Origin of the sequence: Streptomyces sp. BE303, from assembly GCF_036290945.1 — a bacterium.
GTDB lineage: Bacteria > Actinomycetota > Actinomycetes > Streptomycetales > Streptomycetaceae > Kitasatospora.
Genome location: NZ_JAQYWZ010000931.1, coordinates 1 through 25,566 on the forward strand (window position 1 = coordinate 1; position 25,566 = coordinate 25,566).

The 25,566-nt window shown below is 74.3% G+C and carries 20 protein-coding genes and 1 pseudogene; 12 read left to right on the forward strand and 9 right to left on the reverse strand.

Going from position 1 to position 25,566, the window contains the following annotated elements:
• Positions 1-119: cold-shock protein (locus PUR56_RS37940; RefSeq protein ID WP_329952318.1), on the reverse strand; the 119-nt coding region annotated here is incomplete at its 3' end.
• Between the two features lie 529 nt (positions 120-648).
• Between PUR56_RS37940 and PUR56_RS37945 the strand changes: the two genes are divergently transcribed.
• Positions 649-876 (forward strand): hypothetical protein, encoded by a 228-nt coding sequence (locus tag PUR56_RS37945; RefSeq protein WP_329952304.1) that lies wholly within the window; start codon positions 649-651, stop codon positions 874-876.
• A 123-nt stretch (positions 877-999) separates the two neighbouring features.
• On the opposite strand, the pseudogene PUR56_RS37950 reads toward PUR56_RS37945, so the two are convergent.
• Positions 1,000-2,179: pseudogene (locus tag PUR56_RS37950) on the reverse strand (CapA family protein).
• Between the two features lie 301 nt (positions 2,180-2,480).
• Between PUR56_RS37950 and PUR56_RS37955 the strand changes: the two are divergent.
• Positions 2,481-2,885, forward strand: a complete 405-nt coding sequence (locus tag PUR56_RS37955; RefSeq protein ID WP_329952305.1) for a nuclear transport factor 2 family protein — start codon at positions 2,481-2,483, stop codon at positions 2,883-2,885.
• 183 nt (positions 2,886-3,068) lie between these two features.
• Here the strand turns inward: PUR56_RS37955 and PUR56_RS37960 are convergent, their stop codons facing one another.
• Both PUR56_RS37960 and PUR56_RS37965 read right to left on the reverse strand, forming a co-directional pair.
• Entirely contained in the window at positions 3,069-3,773 is a 705-nt protein-coding gene (locus PUR56_RS37960) for a GbsR/MarR family transcriptional regulator (protein WP_329952306.1), read from the reverse strand.
• Positions 3,774-4,270: 497 nt separating this feature from the next.
• Positions 4,271-4,849, reverse strand: a complete 579-nt coding sequence (locus PUR56_RS37965; protein WP_329952307.1) for a TetR/AcrR family transcriptional regulator — start codon at positions 4,847-4,849, stop codon at positions 4,271-4,273.
• Positions 4,850-4,956: 107 nt separating this feature from the next.
• Here PUR56_RS37965 and PUR56_RS37970 point away from each other — a divergent pair, with 107 nt between their 5' ends.
• The 7 genes from PUR56_RS37970 (at position 4,957) to PUR56_RS38000 (ending at position 15,715) form a co-directional block, all read left to right on the forward strand.
• Entirely contained in the window at positions 4,957-5,772 is an 816-nt protein-coding gene (locus tag PUR56_RS37970; RefSeq protein WP_329952308.1) for an SDR family oxidoreductase, read from the forward strand.
• Between the two features lie 41 nt (positions 5,773-5,813).
• Complete coding sequence (locus tag PUR56_RS37975) at positions 5,814-6,743, forward strand: haloalkane dehalogenase (RefSeq protein WP_329952309.1); 930 nt, start codon at positions 5,814-5,816, stop codon at positions 6,741-6,743.
• Entirely contained in the window at positions 6,740-7,285 is a 546-nt protein-coding gene (locus tag PUR56_RS37980) for a dihydrofolate reductase family protein (protein ID WP_329952310.1), read from the forward strand. Before PUR56_RS37975 ends, PUR56_RS37980 begins: the two co-directional genes overlap by 4 nt.
• Positions 7,286-7,529: 244 nt before the next feature.
• On the forward strand, positions 7,530-8,165 hold the full coding sequence (locus tag PUR56_RS37985) for a LysE family translocator (RefSeq protein WP_329952319.1): 636 nt from the start codon (positions 7,530-7,532) through the stop codon (positions 8,163-8,165).
• Positions 8,166-8,461: 296 nt separating this feature from the next.
• Complete coding sequence (locus PUR56_RS37990) at positions 8,462-11,764, forward strand: FtsX-like permease family protein (protein ID WP_329952320.1); 3,303 nt, start codon at positions 8,462-8,464, stop codon at positions 11,762-11,764.
• A gap of 94 nt (positions 11,765-11,858) precedes the next feature.
• On the forward strand, positions 11,859-14,696 hold the full coding sequence (locus PUR56_RS37995; RefSeq protein ID WP_329952311.1) for a hypothetical protein: 2,838 nt from the start codon (positions 11,859-11,861) through the stop codon (positions 14,694-14,696).
• Complete coding sequence (locus PUR56_RS38000) at positions 14,693-15,715, forward strand: ABC transporter ATP-binding protein (protein ID WP_380361021.1); 1,023 nt, start codon at positions 14,693-14,695, stop codon at positions 15,713-15,715. The genes PUR56_RS37995 and PUR56_RS38000 overlap by 4 nt, the downstream gene beginning before the upstream one ends.
• 189 nt (positions 15,716-15,904) lie before the next feature.
• On the opposite strand, the gene PUR56_RS38005 is transcribed toward PUR56_RS38000, so the two are convergent.
• The gene (locus PUR56_RS38005; RefSeq protein ID WP_329952312.1) at positions 15,905-16,162 is read right to left on the reverse strand and encodes a hypothetical protein; all 258 of its coding nucleotides are present in this window, start codon (positions 16,160-16,162) and stop codon (positions 15,905-15,907) included.
• Positions 16,159-17,313, reverse strand: coding sequence for an inorganic phosphate transporter (locus PUR56_RS38010; protein WP_329881498.1), 1,155 nt, complete (start codon positions 17,311-17,313; stop codon positions 16,159-16,161). Before PUR56_RS38010 ends, PUR56_RS38005 begins: the two co-directional genes overlap by 4 nt.
• Positions 17,314-17,991: 678 nt before the next feature.
• Here PUR56_RS38010 and PUR56_RS38015 point away from each other — a divergent pair.
• Together PUR56_RS38015 and PUR56_RS38020 are read left to right on the forward strand one after the other, a co-directional pair.
• Positions 17,992-20,832 carry an SdrD B-like domain-containing protein gene (locus PUR56_RS38015; RefSeq protein WP_329952313.1) on the forward strand — a complete coding sequence of 947 codons (2,841 nt, stop codon included), beginning with the start codon at positions 17,992-17,994 and terminating at the stop codon, positions 20,830-20,832.
• Between the two features lie 261 nt (positions 20,833-21,093).
• The gene (locus tag PUR56_RS38020; protein ID WP_329952314.1) at positions 21,094-21,804 is read left to right on the forward strand and encodes a hypothetical protein; all 711 of its coding nucleotides are present in this window, start codon (positions 21,094-21,096) and stop codon (positions 21,802-21,804) included.
• Between the two features lie 54 nt (positions 21,805-21,858).
• Here the strand turns inward: PUR56_RS38020 and PUR56_RS38025 are convergent, their stop codons facing one another.
• The gene (locus tag PUR56_RS38025; protein ID WP_329952315.1) at positions 21,859-23,055 is read right to left on the reverse strand and encodes a right-handed parallel beta-helix repeat-containing protein; all 1,197 of its coding nucleotides are present in this window, start codon (positions 23,053-23,055) and stop codon (positions 21,859-21,861) included.
• Positions 23,056-23,236: 181 nt separating this feature from the next.
• Between PUR56_RS38025 and PUR56_RS38030 the strand changes: the two genes are divergently transcribed.
• The gene (locus tag PUR56_RS38030) at positions 23,237-24,457 is read left to right on the forward strand and encodes a Dyp-type peroxidase (RefSeq protein ID WP_329952316.1); all 1,221 of its coding nucleotides are present in this window, start codon (positions 23,237-23,239) and stop codon (positions 24,455-24,457) included.
• Positions 24,458-24,608: 151 nt separating this feature from the next.
• On the opposite strand, the gene PUR56_RS38035 is transcribed toward PUR56_RS38030, so the two are convergent.
• Both PUR56_RS38035 and PUR56_RS38040 read right to left on the reverse strand, forming a co-directional pair.
• The gene (locus tag PUR56_RS38035) at positions 24,609-24,986 is read right to left on the reverse strand and encodes a CBS domain-containing protein (protein ID WP_329952317.1); all 378 of its coding nucleotides are present in this window, start codon (positions 24,984-24,986) and stop codon (positions 24,609-24,611) included.
• Positions 24,987-25,349: 363 nt separating this feature from the next.
• Entirely contained in the window at positions 25,350-25,553 is a 204-nt protein-coding gene (locus PUR56_RS38040; RefSeq protein ID WP_030918248.1) for a cold-shock protein, read from the reverse strand.
• Positions 25,554-25,566 lie beyond the last annotated feature (13 nt).

Genomic DNA, 25,566 nt, shown 5'->3' on the forward strand with positions numbered 1-25,566 from the left:
CGGAAGCCGTTGGCGTTGATGTTCGAGTAGTGGGCGAAGACGTCCGGGCCGCCACCCTCCTGCTCGATGAAGCCGAAGCCCTTTTCCGCGTTGAACCACTTCACGGTGCCATTAGCCATAAAAAAAATCTCCTTCAAGGGCTGTCCGGAGCCCGCACGGTGCAGACTCCGAGTCGCCGCGATGATGACCCGCCCGGGGAAGAGCCGGGGAAACAAAAAATGCGCCTGCGCAAAACACCAGCAGGCGCACACAAAGTTCATGGGAACCACTACTGCAACTAACAACGACTCTAGCAGGCCCGAGCCCGCTTCGGTGGAACCTTTCACTCCCGGTTCCTCCGGAGACTCCCCCCTCGGGCCGCCGGTCCGACCCGCCGGAGGCAGCGGCACACCGCGTGACCAGCGACGTTGCCGTCCCTGACGGACTCCTCCCCCCGCCGGAAATTTCCTCACCGGTGCGACATCGCCGGGAGCGGACGGGGCACGGGCGCGCCCCCGCGCCACCGGGCCCGCGCCGGCCGCCGCCGACCGCTCCCGCCCCCCGCCGGCACGGCGGCCGCCTCGAACGGTGGGAACGGCGTTCGGGCTTGACCGAATCGAAGTCAACCCGAGGGTCCGCTCCCGCAATTTCCGGCGCATACTGAGGGGAATGACGAAACCACCAGCAGTCCGCCGGCCCCTGCCCACCAGCCCCTTCAAAGCTCCTGTCGAGGCACCTCGCAAGCGGTTCGCCGTGGGCGACCGTGTCACCCACGACCGCTACGGCCTCGGCCGTGCCATCGAGGTCGAAGGCGACGGGGACATCGCCGTACTCGTCGACTTCGGTTCACGGCAGGAACGCATCACCCAGCCGTACACCTCGATGTTCAAGCTCTGACCACGAGGCCCCGGGGCGGCCCGGGGCCTCCTCACACCCTGGCGCGAAGCCGCGCCGCCGTCCCCGCCGTCGCACCCGCACGTCCGACCGCGCAGTGACGCGGCCCGTGGGACGCCGGCGGCTTCACGGTGCCACGGTCAGCCCGGCCGAGGCGGCGCCCCGGCTCAGCACGACCGACCGGATGTGGTCGAGCGCCCGGGCGTAGTCGGCCCGACCGGGGTCACTACGGGCGGCCTCCCGCAGGTCGAGAACGCGGTAGGGCGGGCCGAGGTCCGTCACCTGGGGGACGAACTCGGCCTTGGCGACCGTCCATCGCCGCCCCGGTGCGCCCGGCGGGGCGAAGGTGAAGCGGGCGATCGAGCTCCAGTTGCCGCGCGGGTCCTCGGCGCCGTCGTAGGTGAACATGTGCCCGGCGAGCTGGTCGCCGAGGCCGTACACCGTCCAGGTGTCGTTGATCTTCGTCGTACGCCTGCGGGATGTGGGCGTGTGTACCGAGGACCAGGTCGATGTCGGACCGGCCCTCGCCCTGCCCGGCGGACAGGTCGCGGGCCAGGGTGAGCTGCTGGTCGTTCGGCGCGTCCTGCCACTCGGTGCCCCAGTGGACGCTGACCACCACGACGTCCGCACCGCCCGCCCGGGCCGCGCGCGCGTCGGCGAGGATCCGCTCCCGGTCGATCAGGTTGACCGCCCAGGGTCGGCCCGGCGGCAGCGGGATCCCGTTGGTGCCGTAGGTGTAGGCGAGTTGCGCCACGGTGGCGTCGCCCGCCCGGAGCAGCGCGGGCTTCCCCGCCTCGGCCTCGTCGCGGGCCGAGCCGGTGTGCGCCAGGCCCACGGCGTCCATCGCGTCGAGGGTGCGCCGGATACCGGCCGCCCCGTCGTCGAGGGCGTGGTTGGAGGCGGTGTCGCAGGAGGTGTAACCGGCGTCCTTGAGTGCCCGGGCGACCTGCGGCGGCGACTTGAAGGCCGGGTAGCCGGTGAACGGCCCGCCGTCGGCACCGTAGACGGTCTCCATGTGGCAGATGGCGAGGTCCGCGCCGCTGATCAGCGGCTTGACGCCGGCGAACATCCTGCTGAAGTCGTAGCCGTCGCCGCCGGCGTCCTCCTCGGCCTGCCGGATGATCTCGGTGTGCGGCAGCACGTCACCGGTGGCGACCAGCGTGAACGGCCGTGGTCCGGCGGGCGACCCGGTCGCCGTGGGGCTCGGGGCCTCCACCGGCGGCGGAGCGGCCGGGGAGCCGCAGCCGGTGAGGGCGAGGAGCAGCGCGACGGCCGCCGTGGGGGCCGGTCGGCGGGGCAGACGCATGATCGACTCGTCTCGTGGTCGGAAGGAACGGCCGGACCGCAGCCGAACCGCAGCCGGGCCGGAGCCGGACCTCCGACTATGCGACGGCCCGGCCGCTCCCCCGCCTCCCCCACGCCCTGCTGTCCTCCGGGCGGATCCACCGACGCGGGCACCGCGGTCGGCCGGTCCGGGGCGCCGCCGAGCCGGGCTCCCCTCGTGCGCCGGGCTTTCGGCACCGGCACCGAGTGCCTCGGAAGGCGGCGGGGACGGCCCCCCTCCTAGCATGGGAGGTGGTGTGATGCCGACCGGAGAGAGGTGCCCGGTGAACGAGCAGAGCATGATCGAGACGGTCCGATCGGTCTACGCTGCCTTCGGCAGCGGCGACGTACCGGGGATCCTGGCCAGGCTCGGCGAGGACGTCGACTGGGCCTCGGAGACGACGTCCACCGCCGCACCGTGGTACGGCGTGCGCCACGGGAAGGCCGAGGTCGCCGAGTTCTTCGAGCAGTTCGGTTCGGCGATGGCGGTGGAGGAGTTCACCCCGCTGGTCTTCGCCGCGAACGACACCGAGGTGCTGACCGTGGTGCGGATGCGGGCTGCCCGCCGGGCCGGCGGGCAGCGGCTGGAGATGAACCTCCACCACCGGTTCGGGTTCCGTGACGGGGTGATCGTCCACTACCGCGGCACCGAGGACACCGCGCAGACCGTGGCGGCCTTCGGCTCCTGACCGCTCCGCGCCCCGGGACTCGCCCACGGCCCGTCGCGACCGCCGGATCCCCCGACCGGCCGGCTGCCGGCCCGGCCGGCCGGGCCGGCCGGGCCCCTCGCCCGCGTCCGCTCGGACGTCCGACACGGCGGAGGACCCCGGCGCACGGAGAACCCCGGCTCACGGAGGACGCCGCGCGAGGGGTCAGCCGTGCCGCCAGCGCTCGGCCGCCCGGATCAGGTCCTGGCCGACGTGGTCGAGGAACGCCCCCATGCCGTCGAGGCGGCGACCGACCGGCGACTTCACCCCGAGGATTCCCGCACCCTCGCGCGCGACCTGCGCGAGGACGGTGTCCACCCGGGCACCGGCGATCATCGCGCGGACCCAGACGTCCTCGTCGATCACGTACGTGTCGCGCCGTTCCCGCGGGTCGCGCCGACGGCGGATCAGTTCCTGTCCCTCCAGGTAGCCGACCGCCTTGGAGACGGTGGCCGGGCTGACCTTCAGACGTTCGGCGAGTTCCGCCGCCGTGAGGCTTCCGTGGTCGCTGGTGCACAGGCAGGCGAGGACACCGGCCGGCATCCGCGGGAGGCCCCCGTTGACCAGGAACCCGATGAACTGTTCCTGGAACGCCCGCAGTTCCTGCGGGAACGCGGGGTCGGGCGGCTCGGGCGCCCCGGCCGACCCGGGAGCCGCCGGGAGGGCCGCTCCGCGGCGGGCCCGGCGCCGGGTGGCCAGCTGGGCGCCGTCGGCGCGGTAGCCGCCCGGGCCGCCGTTGCGCGTGACCTCACGGGTGACGGTCGAGGTCGGCCGCTCCAGCCCCTTGGCGATCTCGCTGTACGAGAGTCCGCCGGCCAGCCCAGCGGCGATCTGTCGGCGGTCCTGGTGGGTGAGCCTGCCTCGGGGCATGGTCGGTCGCTCCTGATGTGGTCGCGTACGTGGTTCCGGGGTCGGGATCGAGGTGCGTTCACCGCCATGCCATTGCAATGAGCCACCGCTTCCGGTTGCATTCATCGGCATTTCCATTGCAACAATTGCGCGAGATATGGCGGATTAAGCACCGAAATTCCCCCTCATGTCAATTGACCCCACAGTGAACGCAACATAGCTTTTCCTTCCCGGGCAACGAACCGACCCGGCCGGGGGCGACGCCGCCCCGCACCACCGCGCCGCACCGTGCCCGCCGTTCGCGGCCACCTCGATCCGGCGGCGCCGGGAGCCGCGTGGCACCCGGAGCGACAGAAACGGCTGAAGATCATGGGAAAGCTCATCCACCGCGCGCCCCGGCCCGTCGCCGGCCGGGCCCGGAGCGCGCGTTCCGCGGCGGCACCGGACCCGCCGCCCGTACCGCCGGGAGTCGCGCGGGCGGGGGTCCGGCCGGCAGCCCGGCGGGCGCCGGTGACGGGTCAGGCGAGCGAGTCGATCCAGCGCTCCAGCCGGCGCCCCTCGACGGCCATCAGTTCGGGGTCGCGGAGGGTGTTGGTGAGCAGCGAGATCCCCTGGTACGCGGCCACCAGCGCGACCGCGAGTTCACGGGAGTCGTCGCGGCCCATCGCCTCGAACTGGACCTCCGCCCAGTCGATGAGCTGCCGCATGACCTCCGCGACGGACTCGTCGAGGCCGTCGGCCCGCTTGTCGAGCTCCGAGGCGAGGCTTCCGGTGGGGCAGCCGTAGAGCGCGGTGAGCTCGCGCTGGTCGACCCAGCCGCTCAGGAGCGCCTTCAGCCTCTCCCTGGGCCCGGGCAGGGCGTCGAGCGTGTCGATCACGGCCCGGAGGCCCTGGGCGTGCGCGGAGATGGCCGCCTCGACCAACTCGTTCTTGGTCTTGAAGTAGTAGTAGACGTTCCCGACGGGGACGTCCGCCGCCCTGGCGATGTCGGCCAGCGTGGTCTGTTCGACGCCCTTCTCGTGCAGCACCTGCGCCGCGGCGGCCGCCAGCCGCTCCCGCTTGCCCGACGATCGCCGGGTGTTCCTTGAGTCAGTCACCTGACTGACTGTAGACGCCTGACGCGGCGTCGGCTACCGTCTCACCTGAGTCAGCCAACTAACTTACCCGGCTGGCCCGCCCGATTGCCTTGCCTATGGGGGTTCTTGTGATTGTTGTGACGGGTGCGACCGGTAACGTCGGCCAGGAGCTCGTGCGGCTCCTCGTCGGAGCCGGCGAGCAGGTGACGGCCGTGTCCCGGAACCCGGGTCGACTGCCTGACGGGGTCGAGCACGTCGAGGCCGACCTCGCCGACCCGAAGAGTCTGGGCGCCGCCCTCGACGGAGCCGCGGCCCTGTTCCTGCTCGTCGCCGGCGACGACCCGCAGGGTGTCCTCGGTCTCGCCGCGGCGAGCGGGGTGCGGCGCGTCGTCCTGCTCTCCTCGCAGGGCGCCGGGACACGGCCGGAGGTCTACGGCCACCCCGCCGCGTTCGAGGACGCCGTGCGCCGCTCGGGTCTCGACTGGACGATCCTGCGCTCCGGCGGCCTGAACTCGAACGCCTTCGCCTGGGCCGAGTCGATCCGTGCGCAGCGGACGGCCGCCGCGCCCTTCGGCGACGTCGGGCTGCCCACCGTCGACCCGGCGGACGTCGCCGCGGTCGCGGCCGCGGTCCTGCGCGAGGACGGCCACGCGGGCCGGACGTACGAGCTCACCGGACCGGCCGTGGTCACCCCGCGCGAACGGGCCGCGGCGATCGGCGCGGCGCTGGACGCTCCGGTGCGGTTCGTCGAGCAGACCCGCGCCGAGGCCCGCGCGCAGATGCTGGCGTTCATGCCCGAGCCGGTGGTGGAGGGCACCCTCGCCATCCTCGGCGAGCCGCTGCCCGCCGAGCAGGCGATCAGCCCCGACGTCGAGCGCGTCCTCGGCCGGGCGCCGCGGACCTTCGCGCAGTGGGCCGGCCGCACCGGCCCCGCCTTCCGCTGAACCACCCTTCCGGCTCGCGCACTTGAGAGGAACGTAGCGCCTTGCCCGTTCGACCCGTACTCGACTCCACCATGTTCCACCGGGAGGTCGGCGCCGGTGCGCCGATGGTCTTCCTGCACGGCAACCCCACCTCCTCCCACCTCTGGCGGGACGTCCTCCCCGCCCTCGGCACGCGGGGCCGGCTCCTCGCCCCGGACCTGATCGGCATGGGCGAGTCGGGCAAGCCCGATCTCGCGTACACCTTCGCCGACCAGGCCCGCTACCTGGACGCCTGGTTCGACGGACTCGGCCTGGAGGACGTGGTGCTGGTCGGGCACGACTGGGGCGGCGCCCTGGCGTTCGACTGGGCCGCCCGGCACCCCGGGCGTGTGCGCGGCATCGCGTTCACCGAGACCATCGTCAAGCCGATGGCCTGGGAGGAGTTCCCCGAGGGCGGCCGCCGGCTGTTCCGGGCGATCAGGACGCCCCAGGTGGGCGAGGCCATGATCCTCGACGACAACGCCTTCGTCGAGCAGTTGCTGCCCGGCTCGGTCGCCACTCCCCTCTCCCCCGCCGATCTGGACGTCTACCGCCGCCCCTACCCCACCCGGGAGAGCCGCCGACCGCTGCTCCAGTGGCCGCGGTCGATGCCCCTCGACGGCGAACCCGCCGACGTCGTGTCCAGGATCCGGGCCTACGACCGCTGGTTGGCGACCAGCGCGGACGTCCCCAAACTGCTGATCGCCTTCGCGCCCGGCCCCGGCGCCATGATGGGCCCGGAGATCGTCGACTGGTGCGCGGCGAACATCGCCGGCCTCGACATCGAGCACAGCGACGCGGTCGCCGGACACCACACGCCGGAGGACCAGCCCCTCGCGATCGCCGCCGCGATCGCCGCCTGGGCGGACCGTCACAAGCTTCGCCGCGACCCCTCGCCCGACGAGGCCCGGCGAGACCCGAAGCACCACCCACTCCCCGGAGGATTCGCATGACCGCACCACGCAAGATCGTGACCGGCCTGTTCATCTCGCTGGACGGCGTCGTGGAGGCGCCGGAGACCTGGCACTTCCCGTTCATGAACGACGAGATGGGCGCCGCGGTCGGCCAGATGCACGCCGAGGCCGACACGCTGCTCCTGGGCCGGAAGACCTACGAGACGTTCGCCGCCGTCTGGCCGCACCGGAGCGGTGAGATGGCCGACGCCATCAACGGCATCCGCAAGCTGGTCGCCTCCACCACCCTCACCGGCACCGACTGGAACAACTCGGCCGTCATCGAGGGCGACGTCGTCGCCGCGGTCAAGGAGCTCAAGCAGCAGCCGGGCGGGAACATCAACCTGACCGGCAGCATCGGTCTGACCCGCACCCTGCTGGAGGCGGGGCTCGTCGACGAGCTGCGCCTGCTCGTCCACCCGATCGTGCTGGGCACCGGGCTGCGGCTCTTCGCCGAGGGCTCCGCCCGGGTGCCGCTGCAGCTCACCCGCTCGACCGCCTTCTCCACCGGCGTGCTGGACCTGAGCTACCGGCCGGCCTGACCGGAGGGTGCCTGCCCGCCACGTGCTGCGGGCAGGCGCCCCGAGCGGGTACCGCCGGACGGCCGCGCGGATCCGGAGACCGCGGACCACAGACCGCGGACCGACGGGTCGTCACCGTCCGCCCCTCGGTCCCGACCTCGTACCGGCCGCCCCACCCGGGCGGTCGCCGCGCACCTGATCCGACGGCCCTCCCGACGGCCCGTCCGGTCCGCACCCGTGAAGCACGGAGAAATGGATGCTGGTCATGTTGGACCTTCCGCTGCACCTGGCCTTCGTGACCGCCGCACTGGCCCTGTGCGTCACTCCGGGCCCCGACATGGTGTTCGTGGTCGCCATGGGCGGCCGCGGCGGGCCGGCCGCGGGGGTGATGGCCGCCCTGGGAGTGGCCTTCGGGGCGACGGTGCACGCCCTGGCCGCCATGCTCGGACTGTCGTCGCTGTTCGCCCACCTGCCGGCGCTCTACGACGTGCTGCGCTGGGCGGGCGCGGCCTATCTCGTCCTCCTCGCCGTCCAGGCGTTCCGCGACCGGTCGCCCCTCGGCGCCGACGGCGGTGACGACGGGGCCCCCGTGCCCGGCCGGCTGCGCGCCTTCTCGAAGGGCGCCGTGACGAACCTGCTCAACCCCAAAGTGATCATGTTCAACATCGCGTTCCTGCCGCAGTTCGTGAGCCCCGGCCTGGGGCACGTCACGGGTCAACTCCTGCTCCTCGGCCTGACGATGGTGGCTGTCGGGCTGGCCGTCGACATCACGGTGGGCGTGCTGTCGGGCAGGCTGGCGGCTCTCCTGCGTCGAAGCACCCGGGCGGCGCGGGGGCTGAACGTCCTCAGCGGTGCCGTCTTCGGCGCGCTGGCCGTCCGGCTGGTCACCGCCCCGGAGTAGCCGGCCACGTCGCCGCGTCCCGGCCTGGCGGCGCCCCCGCTGCCTCTATGGGCAGACAAGCCAGGCAAAAGCAGCATCCCGCGGCCGGACCGGCCGACCGTCGTGCAAGATGGGGCCGGTTCGATTGGTCCAGACCAAAAACAGATCGTGGCGACAAGACCCCGACTCTGTACCGCACTTGGTCTCGTGACGCGCGCCCCTCCATCTCCGGAGGGTGCCGAGGGGAGCGATGGATGGTACTGGCGGGGGTGAGGCGCCGGATCGGCCGGCACGGACTGGTACTGGCGGCCTTGGCCGTGAGCATCCTGGTGGCGACGGCGGTGCTGTCCGCGGTGACCGGGCTGGCCCAGTCGGCCGCCACCGCCGGAGTGCGCCAGCGGCTCGACGCCGACGCCGGGCGCTCGGTCGAGGTGACCGCACGCTGGACGGCGCCGGGCCTGCCCGCGGCCGACCGCGCGGTGCACTCGGCACTGGTCCGGACGATGGCCGGCACCCCGTTCCGCACCGAGACGGCGCAGCGCGGCATCGGCACCGTCGACCTCCCGCTGCCGCCCAACGGGCGCCGCTGGGCCACCGAAACCGTGCTCTCCGGCCGCCTGGCGGTGCTGCCGGCTCCCGACCGCTTCGCCCAACTGCGCAGCGGCACCTGGCCGGACGCGCCCGAGGCCGCCCCGGCCGCCGGCGACGGGCTGCGCGTCGCCCTCCCCGAGACCACCGCCGACCGGCTCGGCCTGGACAGCGGCAGCACCACGACCATCCGCACGCCCGGCACCGGCGAACCGCTCCGGTTCACCGTGACCGGCGTCTACCGGCCCGACCCGGACGCCGCCGCGTTCTGGACCGGCCTCGGCGGCCCCGACGCCGCGGAGCAGGCCCTCGTGCTGGTCGACGGCGCCCGGCTGGCCGCGCTGCCCGGATTCACCGGCCGTATGCTCGCCGTCTGGCTGGCCCTTCCCGACACCGGGCGGTCGAGCCTGTCCGAACTCACCGCGCTGCGCGACCGGGTGACCGTCTTCGCCCGCTCGGACACGGCCCGCTCGGTCTACCGCGGCGCCGAACCGGCCCTGACCGACACTGCGGTACGCAGTACACTGCCCGCCGCGGTCGACCGGCAGGTGGTGCCGGTCCTGACGGCCAGGGCCGAGATCGCCGTACCGCTCGGCCTGCTCGCCCTGCTCGCCTCGGTGGTCCTCGTCCTGACCGCCCGTCGCCTGGCCGACGCGGTCGCCGGCGAACACGCGCTCCAGAGCTCCCGGGGTGCCGGCGCGGCGCGGCTGCTCGCAGCGGCGGCCGGTGAGTGGGCGCTGGCCGCGGTGCCGGCGGCGGTCGGCGGGGTGCTGCTGGCCGAGCCGCTGCTGGCTGCCGTGCTGCGCGCCGTCGGGGCCGACGGCCTGGCCGCAGGCGACGGCCGAACCGTCTGGTGGGCCGCCGGCTTCGTCCTCCTGGTGCAGGGCGCGGCCCTGCTGCTGCCGCTCGCCCGGCAGGCGATGGACCCGGGTGCCCAGCGGGCACTGCGGGCACGCAGTCCGCGCCGGCTGGGTCTGCAGCGGGCCGGTGCTGACCTGGCACTGCTCGCCGTGGCGGCGTTCGGATACTTCCAACTCGACCACTACGAGGGCGTGGTGGTGAAGAATGCCGGCGTCGGGTTCGACTCCTCGGTCGACCTGACCCTGGTACTCGCCCCGCTGGTCATGGCGGTGGCCGGGGCCGTCCTCATGCTGCGGGTGCTGCCGGCGGTGGGGCGGCTGCTGGAGCGGTCGGCCCGGCGGGCCCGCGGCCTGGTCCTGCCCCTGGGCGCCTGGCGGCTGAGCCGCGACGCCGGCCGCCAGTCGGTGCCGGTGCTGGTGACGCTGTTGGCGGTGGCCTGCAGCAGCCTGGCCGCCGGGGTGCTGGCCGCACTGCCGACCAGCGACCGGGACCGGGCGGCCTACGCGGTCGGCGCCGATCTGCGGCTGTCCGGAGTGTCCGGCGCGATCGGACAGCGCCACGCCGCACTGGCCGCCCTCCCGGGCGTGACGAGCCTCACCCCGGTGTCCGAGCAGACCGCCTACCTGGGCACCACCGTGGTACAGACGGTCGCCGTCGACACCACGGCCGCCTCCGCCGCCGGGCTGCCGCGCCTCCGCCCGGACCAGGCCGCCCGTCCGCTCCAGGAGCTGCTGGCCCCCCTGACCGCCGTGCCCGCCCAGGGGCTCGTCCTGCCCGGCGAGCCGGCCGCCCTGGACGTGACCGTCCGGGCGAGCACCGACCTGCCGATCCCGGCACCCGGTCTGCTCCTGCAGCTCTGGATCCAGGACGCCGACGGACTGACCGACCAGCTGACCGCTCCCCTGCCGACCGACGGCCTCCCCCACTCGCTGACCTTCGCCCTGGCAGACAGCGACCGGCGGGCCCGTCCGCTGACGCTCAGCCGGCTCGGAATCCACTTCCCCGGCAGCACGCTCCTGCGCTCCACCCTCGACCTGCGCCTGCCGAAGGTCACGGCCGTCACCGCCACGGGAGGACGAACCGACCTCTCGCTCCCGCCCGGGCAGAACTGGGCCCGCTCGGGCAAGGTCCTCGCCACCCCGGTCGCACTCGACTGCCCCGGCACCGAACGCCGTCCCACGGACGACATCGCCTCCCAGGCAGAGGCCTGCACCTGGCAGAGCGAAGGGTCCGACCTGCTGCACACCGTGATCCGATCCCACCTGCCGGAGAACCCCCCCGATCCGGCGGGATCGGACGCGGTCCTCGCGGTGCAGCCCGTGAGCGGTGACAGCGTGCCCGAACTCCGCGCCGTGCAGGGGGGCGCCTTCCTGCCCGTGCCCCCCATCCTGCCCGTGCTCGCGGATCGCGTGCTGCTCGACGCGGTGAACGCCAGGGTCGGCGACACCGTTCCGCTCAACTGGGAGCGCGACGGGCAGAGTACCCAGAAGGTCCGGATCACCGGCGAGGTCGACGTGCTGCCCGGTTACTCCCGGGGCCAGGGCCATCTCCTGCTGGACGTGCGCGCACTCGCCGCGCACCGCACGCTCACCGGTGCCGCCGCACCCGTCGCCACCCGGTGGTGGCTCGCCAGTTCGGACCCGGAGGCCACCTGGGCCGCCGTCGACGGCCGCGGCGAGTTCGGCCGGCCGCAGAGCGCCCGGAGGGTCGCCGGCGGCCTGGCGGACGACCCGTTCCGGGCCGGGCTGCGCTGCGCCTGGCTGCTGGTCCTGGTCACCGCGCCGTTCTTCGCGGTGACCGCGCTGACCCTGCACGCCGTGAGCACGGTCCGCTCCCGCCGGCGGGAGTTCGCGGTGCTCCGCGCGCTGGGTGTCCGCCGCGCGGAGCTGACCGCGCTGCTGCGCGCCGAACAGGTGGCGGTGACGGTGCTTCCGGTGCTGTTCGGAGGGCTGCTGGGCCTGCTGCTCGCGGCCCTGCTGCTGGCGCTCACCGTACTGGAGGACTACGGGGGGTCGGTCTTCCCGGCGATCGTGGCCGACCCGGGCCGGCCCGCCGCCGTACTCACGGCGCTGGCCGGGGGGCTGCTGCTCACCCTCGCCGTGCTGGTCCTCACCCGTCTGCTGGCCCGGGTCGACCTGGTCCGGGCCCTGCGCGCGGGGGACGACGGATGAGCCCGGCGGAGGGTCGGCGGTGCGCGGACCGAGGGCGCACGGACGGTCCCGGCCGGGTGCGCGAGGACGGACGCTTCGACGGGGGGAGCCCCACATGCTGACACTGCGCCTGATCCGGCGCGAGGCGCGGATCGCCTGGCCGGTCTCGGCCGTGCTCGCGCTGCTCGCCGCACTGCTCACGGCGATCCCGCTGAGCTGGCCGCCGCAGTTCGACCGGCTCGCGGCCGGTACGCTCGCGGACCGGGTGGTCCGCGCCCAGCGGGACGCGCCGCTGGTCTCCGCCACCACCACCACCGCCCCGATGCCGTGGCTGCCGGCCGCGGACCCCGGCTCGCTCGACCGGGACCTCGACAAGCTCGGCGAGCGGGTGCGCACCGCGGCGACTTCCCCACTGGCCACCGTGCTCGGCAAACCGCGGGCCCGTGTCACCACCCTCAACGCGTCGGCACGCGGTCCCGGCATGCCCATGCCCTACGGAAAGCCGCCGTCGTTCAGCCTCGTCTACCCCCAACCCGAGGCCACCGGCGGGGCGGTCGAGTACCTCCAGGGCCGCGCGCCGCAGCAACCCCGAGCCGACCTGCTCGTCCCGCCCGGCCAGGCGGGCCCGATCGAGGTCGCGGTGTCCGAAGCCACCCGGGAGAAACTCGGCCTGATGGTGGGTCAGCACTTCGATCTGTCGACCCCCGCCCCCGGATCGTCCGCCCCGGCACTCCTGGTCGGGGTCTTCCGTACCGACCTCGGCGCGAAGCGGCTCTGGCAGCAGTCCCCGATGCTGGTCGCCCCGTGGATCCTGCCTGATGACCCCGGCCAGAAACTGGCCGGCCAGATGCTGACCAGTGCCGGCGGGATCGAGCTGATCGCCAGGTACAGCCTCGCGTTCACGGTGGCCTGGGAACTGCCGGTGACCACCGACCGCTCCGGACCGGCCACCACCCCGGCCGGGATCGCCGGAATGCAATCCGGCCTGAAGGCACTGCACAAGGCCGGCCCGGACAAGTTGTGCGGGCTCGGCCTCACGGACGCCTGCATGCTGACCGGCCACATCGTGCCCTCGGTCAACCCCACCGAGCGGCTCGGCGCGGAGCTGGACGCCTTCGCCGTCCAGCGCCAACGCACCGAGCAGCTCCAGAGCTTCGCACTCGCGGGGCTGCTCGCCATGGTGGTGGCCACCTCGGTCGCCGCCGCCCGGCTCGGGGCCCGCCGCCGGGCCGGCGCCTTCGCGCTCCAACTCTCCCGCGGCGCCGGGCTGCTCGGGATCGCGGGCCGACTGCTGGTGGAGGCCGCGGTGGCGGTCGGCGCCGGGGTCGCGGCCGGCTGGGCGATCGGCCGCGCTCTCGCGCCGCAGGGCGCCGCCCTCGGCTCCTGGGTGCCCGTCCTGGTCGCCGCCCTGCTGGTCTGGTGCGCACCGGCGGCCGTCCTGCTCGCCTCCGCCGGGCGGACCCGGCCCCTGCCGCGCTCGCGCCGGATCGTCCTGGAGGCCCTGGTCGTGCTCCTGGCCGCCGGAGGGCTGGTCGCACTGCGGACCCGCGGCGCCTACGCGGGCACCGGCATCGACCCCCAACTCGCCTTCACACCGGTACTCCTGGCACTGATCACGGTGGGGATCCTGCTCCGGTCGCTGCCCCCGCTGGTCCGCCGGGCGACCCGCTCGGCGCAGCGATCGCGCGGTCTGGTCCCGCTGGTGGCTCTCGCCAGGGCCGGGGCGCAGAGCGGCGCGGCCGCGCTCTCCCTGCTGGTCCTGGTGCTGGCCATGGGCTACGGCGTCTACGGGGGGCTGATTCCGCGCACCCTCGCGGACGGACAGAAGCAGATCGCCCACTGGCACACCGGCGGGGCGCCCATGGCCCTGGTCGGACCGAAGGACCAGGTCGCCGGGGACCTGCCGCCGGTCGCCTCCGTGGGGCACCAGGTGGCCGTCACCGGCGCGAGTGGGGAACTCACCTCGCAGGACGACGGCACGACGTTCCCGGGCGCCCAGTTCGTCGGGCTGGACGCCGCCGCGCTGAGCGCCGCCGACCCGTCCTCCCCGATGGCCCGCGCCCTACTGGCCGCCGACGGCGCCGACGCGCCGATCGAGCGGACCGGCGCCGACCTCGAAGTCCCCGTGGTCACCGCGCTGGCCGACCCCGAGCTCGCCGCCCGGGTCCCCGACGGCACTTTCGAGCTGACCGCGCTCGGGACGGGCCGCATCCTGGTCCACGTGGTCGGCGCCCTGTCCGAGGAGGCGCTGCGCGACCCGGTCCTCGGACCGGTGCTCGGCGACGGACCCCGACCCGGCGCCCTGCTGGTGTTCACCGGCCCGTCCGCGAAGCGCCTGCCCGCCCAGAGGAACCACCCCTCCGCGCTCCTGCTCTACCCGGCCGCCGGCGGGCCGGCCCTGGACCCGGCCGCGGTGCGGGCCGGCGCCGCCATGCACCTCGCCCCCAGCAGCGTGCCCGGGCCGTCGGTCGAACTCCGCGACCGGGACGGCGAACGCGACACGCTGCGGTCGGACGGGCTGGCGCACTCGGCCCGGCTCGCCTTCCGGGTCACCACCGCGCTCGGTCTGCTGCTCGCGCTCGGCACGTTCGCCCTGGACCTGCTGCTCAGTGCCACCGAACGCGGCCGGACCACGTCCTACCTGCGGACCCTGGGGATCGGCAGCCGCGCGGTGCTCGGCCTGCAACTGCTCCAGCTGGTGCCGCTGGTGCTGGCGGCGGCGGTCGGCGGCACCGCGCTCGGCCTGCTGCTGCCCGTCGCGCTCGGCTCCGGCCTGCGGCTGGGGGCCATCACCGGCGGGCCGTTCGAGCCCGCCGTACACATCGACTGGACGATCACCGCGGGGCTCGGCGTCGCGCTGGCCGTACTGATGACGACGGCCGCCGTCCTGGAGGCGGCGATCAGCCGCCGCCGGGGGCTGGGCGCCGTGCTACGACTGGGGGAGGCCCTGTGAACACCCGTCCCACCGATCGACCCGCGGCCGGTACCGAACGACCCGCGCGCGGGACCGACCGGCCCATCGTGGCGTGCGAGAGCCTCGTGCGGATCTTCCGCACCGGCGCGACCGCCCGCGGTGGGGTCGAGGTGCAGGCCCTGCAGGGGCTCGACCTGACCGTGCAGGAGGGCGAGCTGCTCGCCCTGGTCGGTGCCTCCGGCTCCGGCAAGTCCACCCTGCTCGGCATCCTGGCCGGCCAGGACACCCCCAGCGCGGGCACCGCCGAGGTGGCCGGCACCGACCTGGGCGGGCTCAAGCGGCGCGAGCGGACCGCCTACCGGCGCCGGACCGTCGGGGTGATCCAGCAGCAGACCGCGCGCAACCTGCTGCCGTACCTGACGGCCCGCGAGAACGTCCAGCTGCCGATGGGATACATCGGTGTGCCGCGCCGCCTGCGCGCCGCCCGGGCGATGGAACTGCTCGGCCTGATGGGCATCGCCCGGGCCGCGGACCGCACCCCCGCCGCGCTCTCGGGCGGCGAGCAACAGCGTGTGGCGATCGCCATCGCGCTGGCCAACGAACCGCGGCTGCTGCTCGCCGACGAACCCACCGGCGAACTCGACACCGCCACCTCGGAGGAGATCTTCACCGCCCTGCGCACCGCCAACAGCGAGCTGGGCACCACCGTGCTGATCGTCACCCACGACGCCCTGGTGGCCGACCAGGTCCGTCGCACGGTACGGATCCGCGACGGGCGCACGTCGACCGAGGTGCTGCGCCACGTGGCCGTCACCAGTACGGACGGCTCGCTCACCGCCCAGGAGTACACCGTGCTGGACCGGGTCGGCCGGCTCCAGCTGCCGCGCGAGTTCACCGAGTCGCTGGGCCTGGCGGACCGCGTGCGACTGGTGCTGGAACGCGACCACATCTCCGTGTGGCCCGACCACGGCCGCCCGCCGACCGCCACCGAGGCCGACGGAACCGGAAGCGAGGACACCGGGAACAGGCGCGCCGAGGACGTGGGCGCCGATGGCTGAGGCGGGCTCGACGGGCTGATCCTCCCGGTACCGCGGCACCGAGTCCGCCGGGAGGTGTCGGCCGCGACGGTCAGGTGGGCGCGGGCCCGCGCGGTCCCCCTGGCCCGGCGCCGATGTCGCGGGTCCGGACGGCGGTGTCACCGGGGCGTCGGGACGCACCACGGACGCCCTCCGGCACGGCGGGGCCGTTCAGCTGTGGTTGACGATGACGGAGATGCCCCAGCCGATCGCGGCGAGCACGACCGCGAAGCACAGGCCGGCCGCCGCGTAGCCGGCCGGCCCGGCGGTCGGCCGCCCGGCCGCGGTAGCAGGCGCAGTCGCACCCGGGCGGGTCGGCGGGTTGAGCGCGCGCAGACCGACGGCGAACAGGGCCGGCAGGCCGGCGCCGGCGAGGAGGCCCACCACGACGATCTTCCACAGCGCGTCCAGGTTGACCCAGTCGATCACGAGGCCGCCTCGTTCACGTCCGGGGTCGGGGCCAGCGAGCCGGTCCAGGCGGAGTTGACGTTCTCCGGCGTCACGGGCGTCCGCCGGGAGGCGGCGAAGAAGGCGGTCGAGGCCAGCAGCAGCGCGATGAAGATCACCACGACGCCGAGGGTCCCGCCGATCCCGTGCGCGGCCCAGTAGGCCGCGGCGCCGACCGCGGCGGAGGCGGGCAGGGTGAACAGCCAGGCCACCGCCATCCGGCGGGCGGTGTTCCAGCGCACCACGGCCCCCTTCTTCCCGACCCCGGCGCCCAGGATGGAGCCGGTGGCCACGTGGGTGGTGGAGAGCGAGTAGCCGAAGTCGGTGGAGGAGAGGATCACCGCGGCCGAGGCCGACTCGGCGGCCATGCCCTGCGGCGACCCGATCTCCAGCAGTCCCTTGCCCAGCGTCCGGATCACCCGCCAGCCGCCGAGGTAGGTGCCCAGGGCGATCGCCACCGCGCAGGAGGCGATGACCCAGGTCGGGGACGTGGCCCCGGCGTGCAGGGTGCCGTTGGCGATCAGGGCCAGCGTGATGATGCCCATGGTCTTCTGCGCGTCGTTGGTGCCGTGGGCGAGGGAGACCATCGAGGCCGAGCCGATCTGGCCGATCCGGAAGCCGTGGTCACGCGCGCGTTCGGACACGTCACGGGTGAGGCGGTAGACGAGGTGGGTGCCGACCACCGCGACCGTGCCGGCGATGAACGGGGACAGCGTGGCGGGCACGATCACCTTGGAGACCAGCCCCTGCCACTTGACGGCGGAGGCGCCCGCCGCCGCCATCGTGGCCCCGACCACGCCGCCGATGAGCGCGTGCGAGGAACTGGACGGGATGCCGAAGTACCAGGTGGCCAGGTTCCACAGGATGCTGCCGACCAGGCCCGCGAACACCACGACCAGGGTCACGTCGCCGCTCTGCACCAGGCCACTGGCGATGGTCGCGGCGACCGCGGTCGACAGGAACGCGCCGACCAGGTTCAGCACCGCCGAGAGCGCGACCGCGACACGCGGGCGCAGCGCCTCCGTGACGATCGAGGTCGCCATGGCGTTGCCGGTGTCATGGAATCCGTTGGTGAAGTCGAATCCCAGTGCGGTGGCGACCACCAACACCAGAACCGCGTCGTTGCCGGTCACGGGCCCGAACCTAACCTGTCGCCCGTACCGCTCCGCTCCCCCGAGGGCTCGGCGCGCCGGGGTGCCGGGGGCGGCCATCCGATCGGACCAACGGCACCGCGCGGACGCTCCACCGCACGTGACGGCGCTATCCGCGCCGGTTCTGCGGCCCGCCGCGCCGCGCGCAGGGACGAATCCCTGGGCCCCTCCCCCGCGGCGTCGCCGTCCGGGTCGGGTGCGGTGGCCCCGGCCGCACCGCCACGTCCGCCCCGGACCGGACCCGGACCGGACCCGGACCGGATCCCTGACCCCTGCCGGGCCACACCGCCCCGGGCTCCTCGCGCGGTTCACGGCACCCGGCGCGATCCGGGCGGCGGGCGCTTCCCGTGCCCCAGTTCGTCGCCTGGCAACGCGTTCGAGTGCGGGACCTGTCCGGCGGACCGGGACCGACGGGACTCCCGCACGGAAGGACCGCCGTTCCGGCCGGTGGCCAGGCGTAACTCCGTTGTCCTGTCACACATCTGACGAGACTTCACCACCCAGCAGACCGGAACGCCTGACGGCTCGTCAAAGTTCCTGGTTCTCCTGCGAACTTGTGTGAAACCCCCTTAAGCTCCCGTTAAAAACAGCGGCTTCCCGCCACACGCGAACTCCCTCGCGAGGCCGGGGCGGAGGCCCGACCGCACGATGAGAGCAGGGATGACCACGACACATGAACAGAGGCCCGGAGCCGTACGCGGCCCGGAGCGGCGACGGCCGGGCGTGCTCGGCCGCCGCACGGTGGGCGGCGCCGCGGCGCTGGCCGTCGGAATCGGCGCGGGCTCGCTGGTGGCGGCGCCTGCGGCCTTCCCCCAGGCGGGCGACGGGACGGTGACGGTCCGCGTGGTGCGGGCCGTGGACACGAGCGGGGTCTGGACGCCCGCTCTGGAGCCGGGTCTGGCCGGCGTGAAGGTGACCCTCACGGACGACGCGGGAGGCGGCATCGAGGGCACCACCGCGGCGGACGGCACGGTGACGCTGGCGCCGGCCGCGACCAAGCTCACCGGCGGCAAGTACCGTGTCCAGGTGGTGAATCCGAAGCCGGGCAAGCTGTTCCCGGCCTTCGCCTCGCGCCAGGGCCTGGCCGGCGGACCCACCCAGCTGAGCAGCAACGAGGAGTTCGTCGACCTCTCCGGCGGCAAGAACGTGGCGTACACCACCGGGCTGTGGAGCCCCGGTGACTACTGTCAGAAGAACGCGCCGCTGGTCACGACCTGCCAGCCGACCACGCGGGAGGGCGGGACGCAGCGCACGCTGGTGTCCTTCCCGTACAGCGCCCGCGGCACGGACGGCGTGGACGTGAACGTCACCAACGTCGCCACCAACGCCGAGACCGGTGCGCTGTACGGCATCGCGTGGAACCGGGCGGACCGGCGGGTGTTCTCCTCGGCCGTCGCCAAGCGGACCACGGACTACGGCCCCGGCGGCGCCGGCGCGGTCTACGTGACCGACCTCGCGCAGAAGCGGACCTCGCTGTTCACCACCGTCCCGGACGCCGGTTCGACCGTCCACGGCGGCGGCACCGACGACGCGTTCCTGGCGGTGCCGGGCAAGGAGAGCCTCGGCGGCATCAAGATCAGCGACGACGGCAAGGACCTCTTCGTCGTCAACCTCAACGACCGCAAGCTCTACCGCTACGACGCCACCGGGCCCACGGCGGCCGCACCGAAGGCCGCCTACCCGATCCCCGACCCGGGCTGCCCCGCGGCCGGGGACTGGCGGCCGTTCGGCCTCGGCCTCCAGGACGGCACCGGCTACCTCGGCGGCGTCTGCTCGGGCGAGTCGACCGGCAAGGCCTCCGACCTGCGCGCGGTGGTGCTGCCGTTCGACCTGGCCACCGGCGCCTTCGCACCGGCGGTGCTGAACCAGCCGCTCGACTACCCGCGCGGCTCCACGGTCGGCGGCGGCACCTGCGACGGGGCGGGCTGGTTCCCGTGGACCGGCACCTACCCGACCTCGCAGAACGGCCAGGCCTGCGGGGCCTACCTGGCTCAGCCGGAACCGGAGTTGGGCGAGATCACGTTCGAGACGGACGGCTCGATGCTGCTGGCGTTCCGCGACCGCTTCGGCGACCGCGCGCCGGCCGCGCCCACGCCGACCTCCGTCGCGAACGTGCTGTCCGGCGGCGACCTGAACAAGGCCTGCCCGGCGAACGGCACGTACGTGCTCGACACCAACAACGGCTGCGGGCTCTCGCCCCGCGGCACCCGGTTCTTCGACAACAGCCGGATGGGGTCGCACCACAACGCGGCCTTCGCCGGCATGGCACTGTCGAAGGTCGAGAACACCATCGCGACCTCCGGCTTCGACCCCAACTCCACCGCCTACGGCTACGGCACCGCGTTCGTCCAGCGCGACGGCAAGCAGGACCCGCTCTTCGGCCTGCGGCTCAACCCGCCGGGGACCATCGCCCCGTTCGGCAAGGGCGCCTCGATGGGCGACCTGGAGGTGCTCTGCGACCAGGCCCCGCTCCAGATCGGCAACCGGGTCTGGTACGACCCCGAGCGCAGCGGCGTCCAGCGCCCGGGCCAGCGCCCGGTGCCCGCGGCGACCGTCAACCTGTACGACGAGTCGGGGAAGCTCGTCGGCACCGCGAAGACCACGGCGCGCGGCGAGTACTACTTCGACGACTCCAACGTCACCGGTGGCCTCAAGCCGCGCACGAAGTACACCGTCCGGCTCGACAACCCGGCCGACTACGCCAAGGGCGGCCCGCTGTACCAGTGGGTGCCGACCGACGCCGACGTCGGCGACAACCGGTTCGTCGACTCCAAGGGCGTCGTCCCGGCGGGCGGGCAGTACGCCGAACGAGCGCTCACCACGGGCGGACCGGGCGAGAACGACCACACCTTCGACTTCGGCTTCCGGCAGCAGGAGGGCGCGCTGCGCCTGGTCAAGCACGACCAGGACGGCAAGCCGCTGGCGGGCGCGAAGTTCCGGCTGTGGAAGGAGACCAACGGCACCGACGGGCTGCAGGGTTCCGGTGAGAAGCCCGACACGGCGGCCGGAGACCCCTGCACGACCGGGGCCGACGGCATCTGCAAGGGCAGCGGTGTGCCGGGAACCTACTACTGGCAGGAGCTGGCGCCGCCGGAGGGCTACGCCCCACCGGAGGTGACGGTGTTCGGGCCGTTGGTGCTGAACGCCGAGAACCTCGGCGCCGGGGTCGAGGTGACGGCCGTCAACCGGCTGATCCCCGCCCCGACCCCGACGCCGACGCCGAGCGCGACGCCCACGCCCACGCCCACTCCCACTCCCACTCCCACTCCCACGCCGACGCCGACCGGGGCGACGCCGACGCAGACGCAGGCTCCGACGCAGCCGAGCCCGGCCACGAAGCCGCCCGCCCCGCCGGCCCCCGTCCCCGCCCCCGGGTCGCACCTGCCCAGCACCGGTGCGAGCGAGGGGATCCCGGTGATGGTGGCCGGCGCGGGTGCGCTGACCGTCCTCGGCGCGGCGCTCGTGCTGCTGGCCCGCCGACGCAGGGCCCGGCAGCAGTAGCACGCCCCGCACGGCGGTCCTGAGGGACCGGCACCGGTCGGGCGGGTCCGCGGACTCCGGTCCGTGGACCCGCCCGACCGTCGTGACCGACCGACGAGAGAAGGCGATCGCATGGCCCGGAACGCAGGGGCCCGGACGACAGGGGCCCGAAGGGCGGAAGCCGCGAAGGCGGGCGCCGGGGCGGGCAGCGGGAAGCCCGGGAGCGCCCCCCGCGCGACACGTCGTCGGACCCTCCGGTTCAGGACCCTGGTCGCGCTCGTGGTGTGCGCCACCGCCGCGGGCGGCGTCGTCGCCTACCGGACCGTCGCAGGCGGGACCGGGGAGCGCGCGGTGACCGTCGACGAGGCCTCCCGGCTGGCCCTGTCGCGCCTGAACCTCTACCAGGCCGGCCCGGTCACCGTGACGCTCACCGCCGCCGAGGGCGGGGGCGTCGACGTCCGGGTCGAGGGTGTCGTGGACTACCGCACCCGCCGGGGCGTGGGCCGCTACCGGGTCACGGGGGCGAGCGGCCCGCTCGACCACGGCCTGGTCGTCTGGGACGCCGGCGGGCTCGGGCTCGCCCCCGAGCCCGCCGGTACCGACGGACCGGCCTGGCAGCAGGCCGAGCGCGTCCCCCGGCAGGGCTGGTCCCCGCGCACCTACACGGCGGACCCGCTGGACGCCGGGCTCCAACTGCTGGTCCAGCTGGGCGCCGACCGGCCGGACAACCCGCTGCTGCTCGCCCAGTCCGGGGCGCGCTGGCTCAGCACCGACCGCCTGGACGGCCGGATCCACGACCGGTTCGCCGGCCCGCGCGCCCAGGGCGCCGCGCCCGACGGCGGCCGGTCGCCCCTGACCTACTGGGTCGACGCCGACGCCACGCTGAGGCGGGTGACGATGCGGATGCCGGGCCTGGGCACCCCGACCACCGTGGAGTTCGCCGGACACGACGACGTCGCCAAGCTCCCCGAGGCGCCCTGGCTGACCGGCTGACCGGCCGGCCCCCGACCCGCCTCCCGCCCCGCCTCCCGCCCCTTCGCCCGCCCGTCAGCGCGCGGGCTGCGCCGGGAGCACGCCGGCATCCGTCGGAAGCGGGTACGCTCCCGGGTCCACCGCGCCCGGCAGACCGGTCGCCGGGCGGCCCGGCACCGTCGGGTCGGGCAGCGACGGCTGCGCGGGCGGCGCGGGCACCCGGCTGAACGGGACGCCGGGCGGCGCCAGGACCGTCGCTGTCCGGCCCGCCGGCAGTGGCCCGTGCGCCGGGCTTCCGCAGCCCGCCGCGGCCTCCAGACCGTCAGGGCTCTGCGTGGCGGGCCGGTTGCCGCTGAAGCAGTTGCCGGGGTCCGCCGAGGCGAGCACCAGGTCGGCGCCGTTGCCGTCCACCTGGTTGCCCTCGACCCGGTTGCCGGTCGCCGGGTGGCCCGGTGGATCGGTGACGATCACCCCGGCCGCGCGGTTGCCCCGGACGAGGTTGCGCTCCACCCGGTTCGCGGTGCCGCCGCCGATCCCGATGCCGATCCCGAAGCCGCCGTCGGCCTGTTCGGGCGTGTCGGCGGCGTTGTTGTCGACGACCACGTTGCCCGCGATCACCGCGCCGTGCTGCGGGGCCAGCGCCTCCAGGTCGTTGGAGTTGACCGTGACGCCCACCCGGTTGCCGGCCACGCGGTTGCCCACGATCGACAGGCCGTCGGAGGCGTTGGTCAGCTCGACCCCCACCGCGTTGCGCTCCACGGTGTTGCCGCGCACGACGGTGTCGCAGGGCTTGCACTGGCCGACGTAGATGCCGGAGTCGGCGTGCCCGGAGGCGTAGGAGTCCTCGATCACGCCGGAGCGCGCGTCGAAGGCGTAGATGCCGTACAGGCCGTTGTTGTACGACGTCACCCTGGTCGCACGGAAGCCCTCCACGGGCGGGAAGCGGGCGGTGTCCAACGGGTCGTACGCCGAGCCGCCCGCGCCGCGCTGCTGCAGCTTCTCGTCCGTGACGCCGGTGAACAGGACGCCGTTGGCCAGGTATCCGTGGACGGTGAGGTTCTCCACCACGGAGCCGGGCCCGGTGACGGTGATGCCGTTGGCCAGCTTGAGCCCGCCGTCCAGCACCACGGCCGAGCGGTCCGTCCCGCGCACCACGACGTTCCGCTTGGGGACGCGCACGCTCTCGCGGTAGGTCCCCGGGCCGATCAGCACCGTGTCACCCTCGCGCGCGACGTCCACGGCCTTCTGGACGGTGGGAAAGTCCTCCGGCACGCGGACCACGGTCCCGGCCGGGTGTGCTGCGTCGTCCGAGGCCGGACCCGCGGAGGAGCACCCCGCGGACAGGGCGGCCGCGAGGACGAGGGTGGTCGCCGCCGCTCCGACCCGGAGAGCTGACAGACGATCAGGAAACGTGATTTGCATGGCACGTGTTCTATCGTCTCCAATAGGGCGCATGCCCACCGAACCGGGAAACGCGTCGCCGTCGAACCCGATCGCCGCGCCCGGCCTCGGGCGGCGGCGGGCGCTGCTGGCGGCCGGTGCGGTGCTCGCCGCCGGCGTCGGAGCCGCGGCGGGCGAACTGACGGACGGCGACCGCACATCGGGCCGCGCCACCGGAGCCGACGGCCCGCCGCCCGGGGCGCCGACCCCCTTCCACGGCGCCCGGCAGTCCGGTGTGACGTCCCCTCAGCTCGCGGCGACGAAACTGGTCGCCTTCGACCTCCCGCCGAGCTCCACCGCCGCGGACCGGGAGGCCCTGCGCACCCTCCTCGCCGCCTGGACCCGCACCCTGGCCTCGGCGACGGCCGGAACCGGCCCGTCACCCGACCCGCGGCTACGGGCCGGCGGCACCACCCGGCTCACCTCGCTGGTCGGCCTCGGCCCCGCCCTCGCCGCCCGGCTCGGCCTCGCCGTCCCCGCCGGGCTGGCCGAGCTGCCGGCGTTCCCCGGCGACCGCCTCGACCCGGCGCGCAGCGGCGGCGACCTGCTGCTCCAGCTCGGCGCCGCCGACCACTGGACGCTCGCCGTCGTCGGCGAACTCACCACCACCGCCGCCCGGGCCGCCGGGGCCACGCCCCGCTGGTCGCAGTCCGGCTTCCTGCCGGGCACGGAGCCCGGCGCCACGCCCCGCAACCTGTTCGGCTTCAAGGACGGCAGCGCCAACCCGGACGAGGACGCGGCCCGACAGTGGGTCTGGGGCCCACCGGGGCCGCACGAGAACGCCACCGTCCTGGTCTACCGACGGATCCGGATGGACACCGCCGCCTTCGCCGCCCTCCCCGAGGAGCATCAGAACCTCGCGATGGGCCGCCGCGCCGGTGACGGCGCCCCGCTGACCGGCACGGCCGAACACGACGAGCCCGACCTCTACGCCAAGCACCCGAACGGTGCCTACGTCATCCCCGCCACCGCCCACGTCCGCCTCACCGGCCCCCGGCTGGACGGCGGGGCCCGCATGCTCCGCCGGGGCTACAGCTACGACGACGCCCCCGGCGACCGCGGCCTGCTCTTCTGCGCCTTCATGCGCGACCCCGGCCAGTTCACCCGCGTCCAGGAGCGCCTCGCCACCCGTGACGCCCTCAATCCGTTCCTCGAACACACGGCGTCCGCCGTCGCCCACGTGCTCCCCGGCGCCCCGGAGGGCACCGCCCTGGGCGACCACCTGTGGTCCTGACGCTCCCGGGCCCGCACGCCCCGGAGCCGGCTGCGCCCCGCGCGCGGTAGCGGGGGTCGGGGCGGGATCGCTGCGCCCCACCCGGGGCGCGAAGGACCCCCCGCCCGCCCGTCCGGGTCGGTCGGCGTCCGCGTCGGCGTCGGCGTCGGCGCTAGATGCTGAGCAGGCCGACGACGTGGCCGTCGTGGTCCACCACCGGCCAGCTGGTCAGGTCGCGGGAGCGCATGGCGGCAGCAGCCGTGGTGGCCGACATGTCGGCGGTGGCGAACGGGCCGCGGTCCAGGACGATATTGCGCACCGGGGTGCGCTCGGTGTACCAGGAGCGGGCCTGGAAGGGCGCCAGGTGCAGGTGGGTCAGCAGCCCGGCGCAGCGACCGTCCTCGTCGCGGACCAGGAGGTGGTCCGCGCCGGAGCTCCGCAGGATGTCCATCGCCGTGTCGACCATGACGTCGTCGCTGATCTGCAGCTCCGGGTGTCGCATGAGGTCGCCGACCGTGGTGGTCGTGGGGTGTTCGAGGGTCGTGGTCATGGGCGGGCTCCTTCTCGTGTCGTTCGCCGAGGCAGCCGGTTGATCAGCGCACGCGGAAGCCGCGAGGCATCGGGCCGGGCGTGTGACGGGCGGGGCGTGGACGGTGGAACCGTGCGGCACGTCGCCTGCGGTCGGTGCTCACCGCAGGGGGCGGGAGCGAAGAACCGCGAACCGTGAACTGTCACGGGAGGAGGCCGGTCCGGACGCGGCGCCGTACGTCTCGCGTGGGGACGGCCGCCGGTGGCGGGACCGAGGGCCCGAACGGCCCGGGATGCGTCGTGACGCAATGCCGAAGGGCCCGCACCGGGCATCAAGTACTCGGTGCGGGCCCCTCGCTGCTGGGCGGGTGCCGTGGCAGAAGAACTACAGCGGGCGAATGTTCTCGGCCTGCGGGCCCTTCTGGCCCTGCGTGACGTCGAACTCGACCTTCTGGCCCTCAAGCAGCTCACGGAAGCCGTTGGCGTTGATGTTCGAGTAGTGGGCGAAGACGTCCGGGCCGCCACCCTCCTGCTCGATGAAGCCGAAGCCCTTTTCCGCGTTGAACCACTTCACGGTGCCATTAGCCATAAAAAAAATCTCC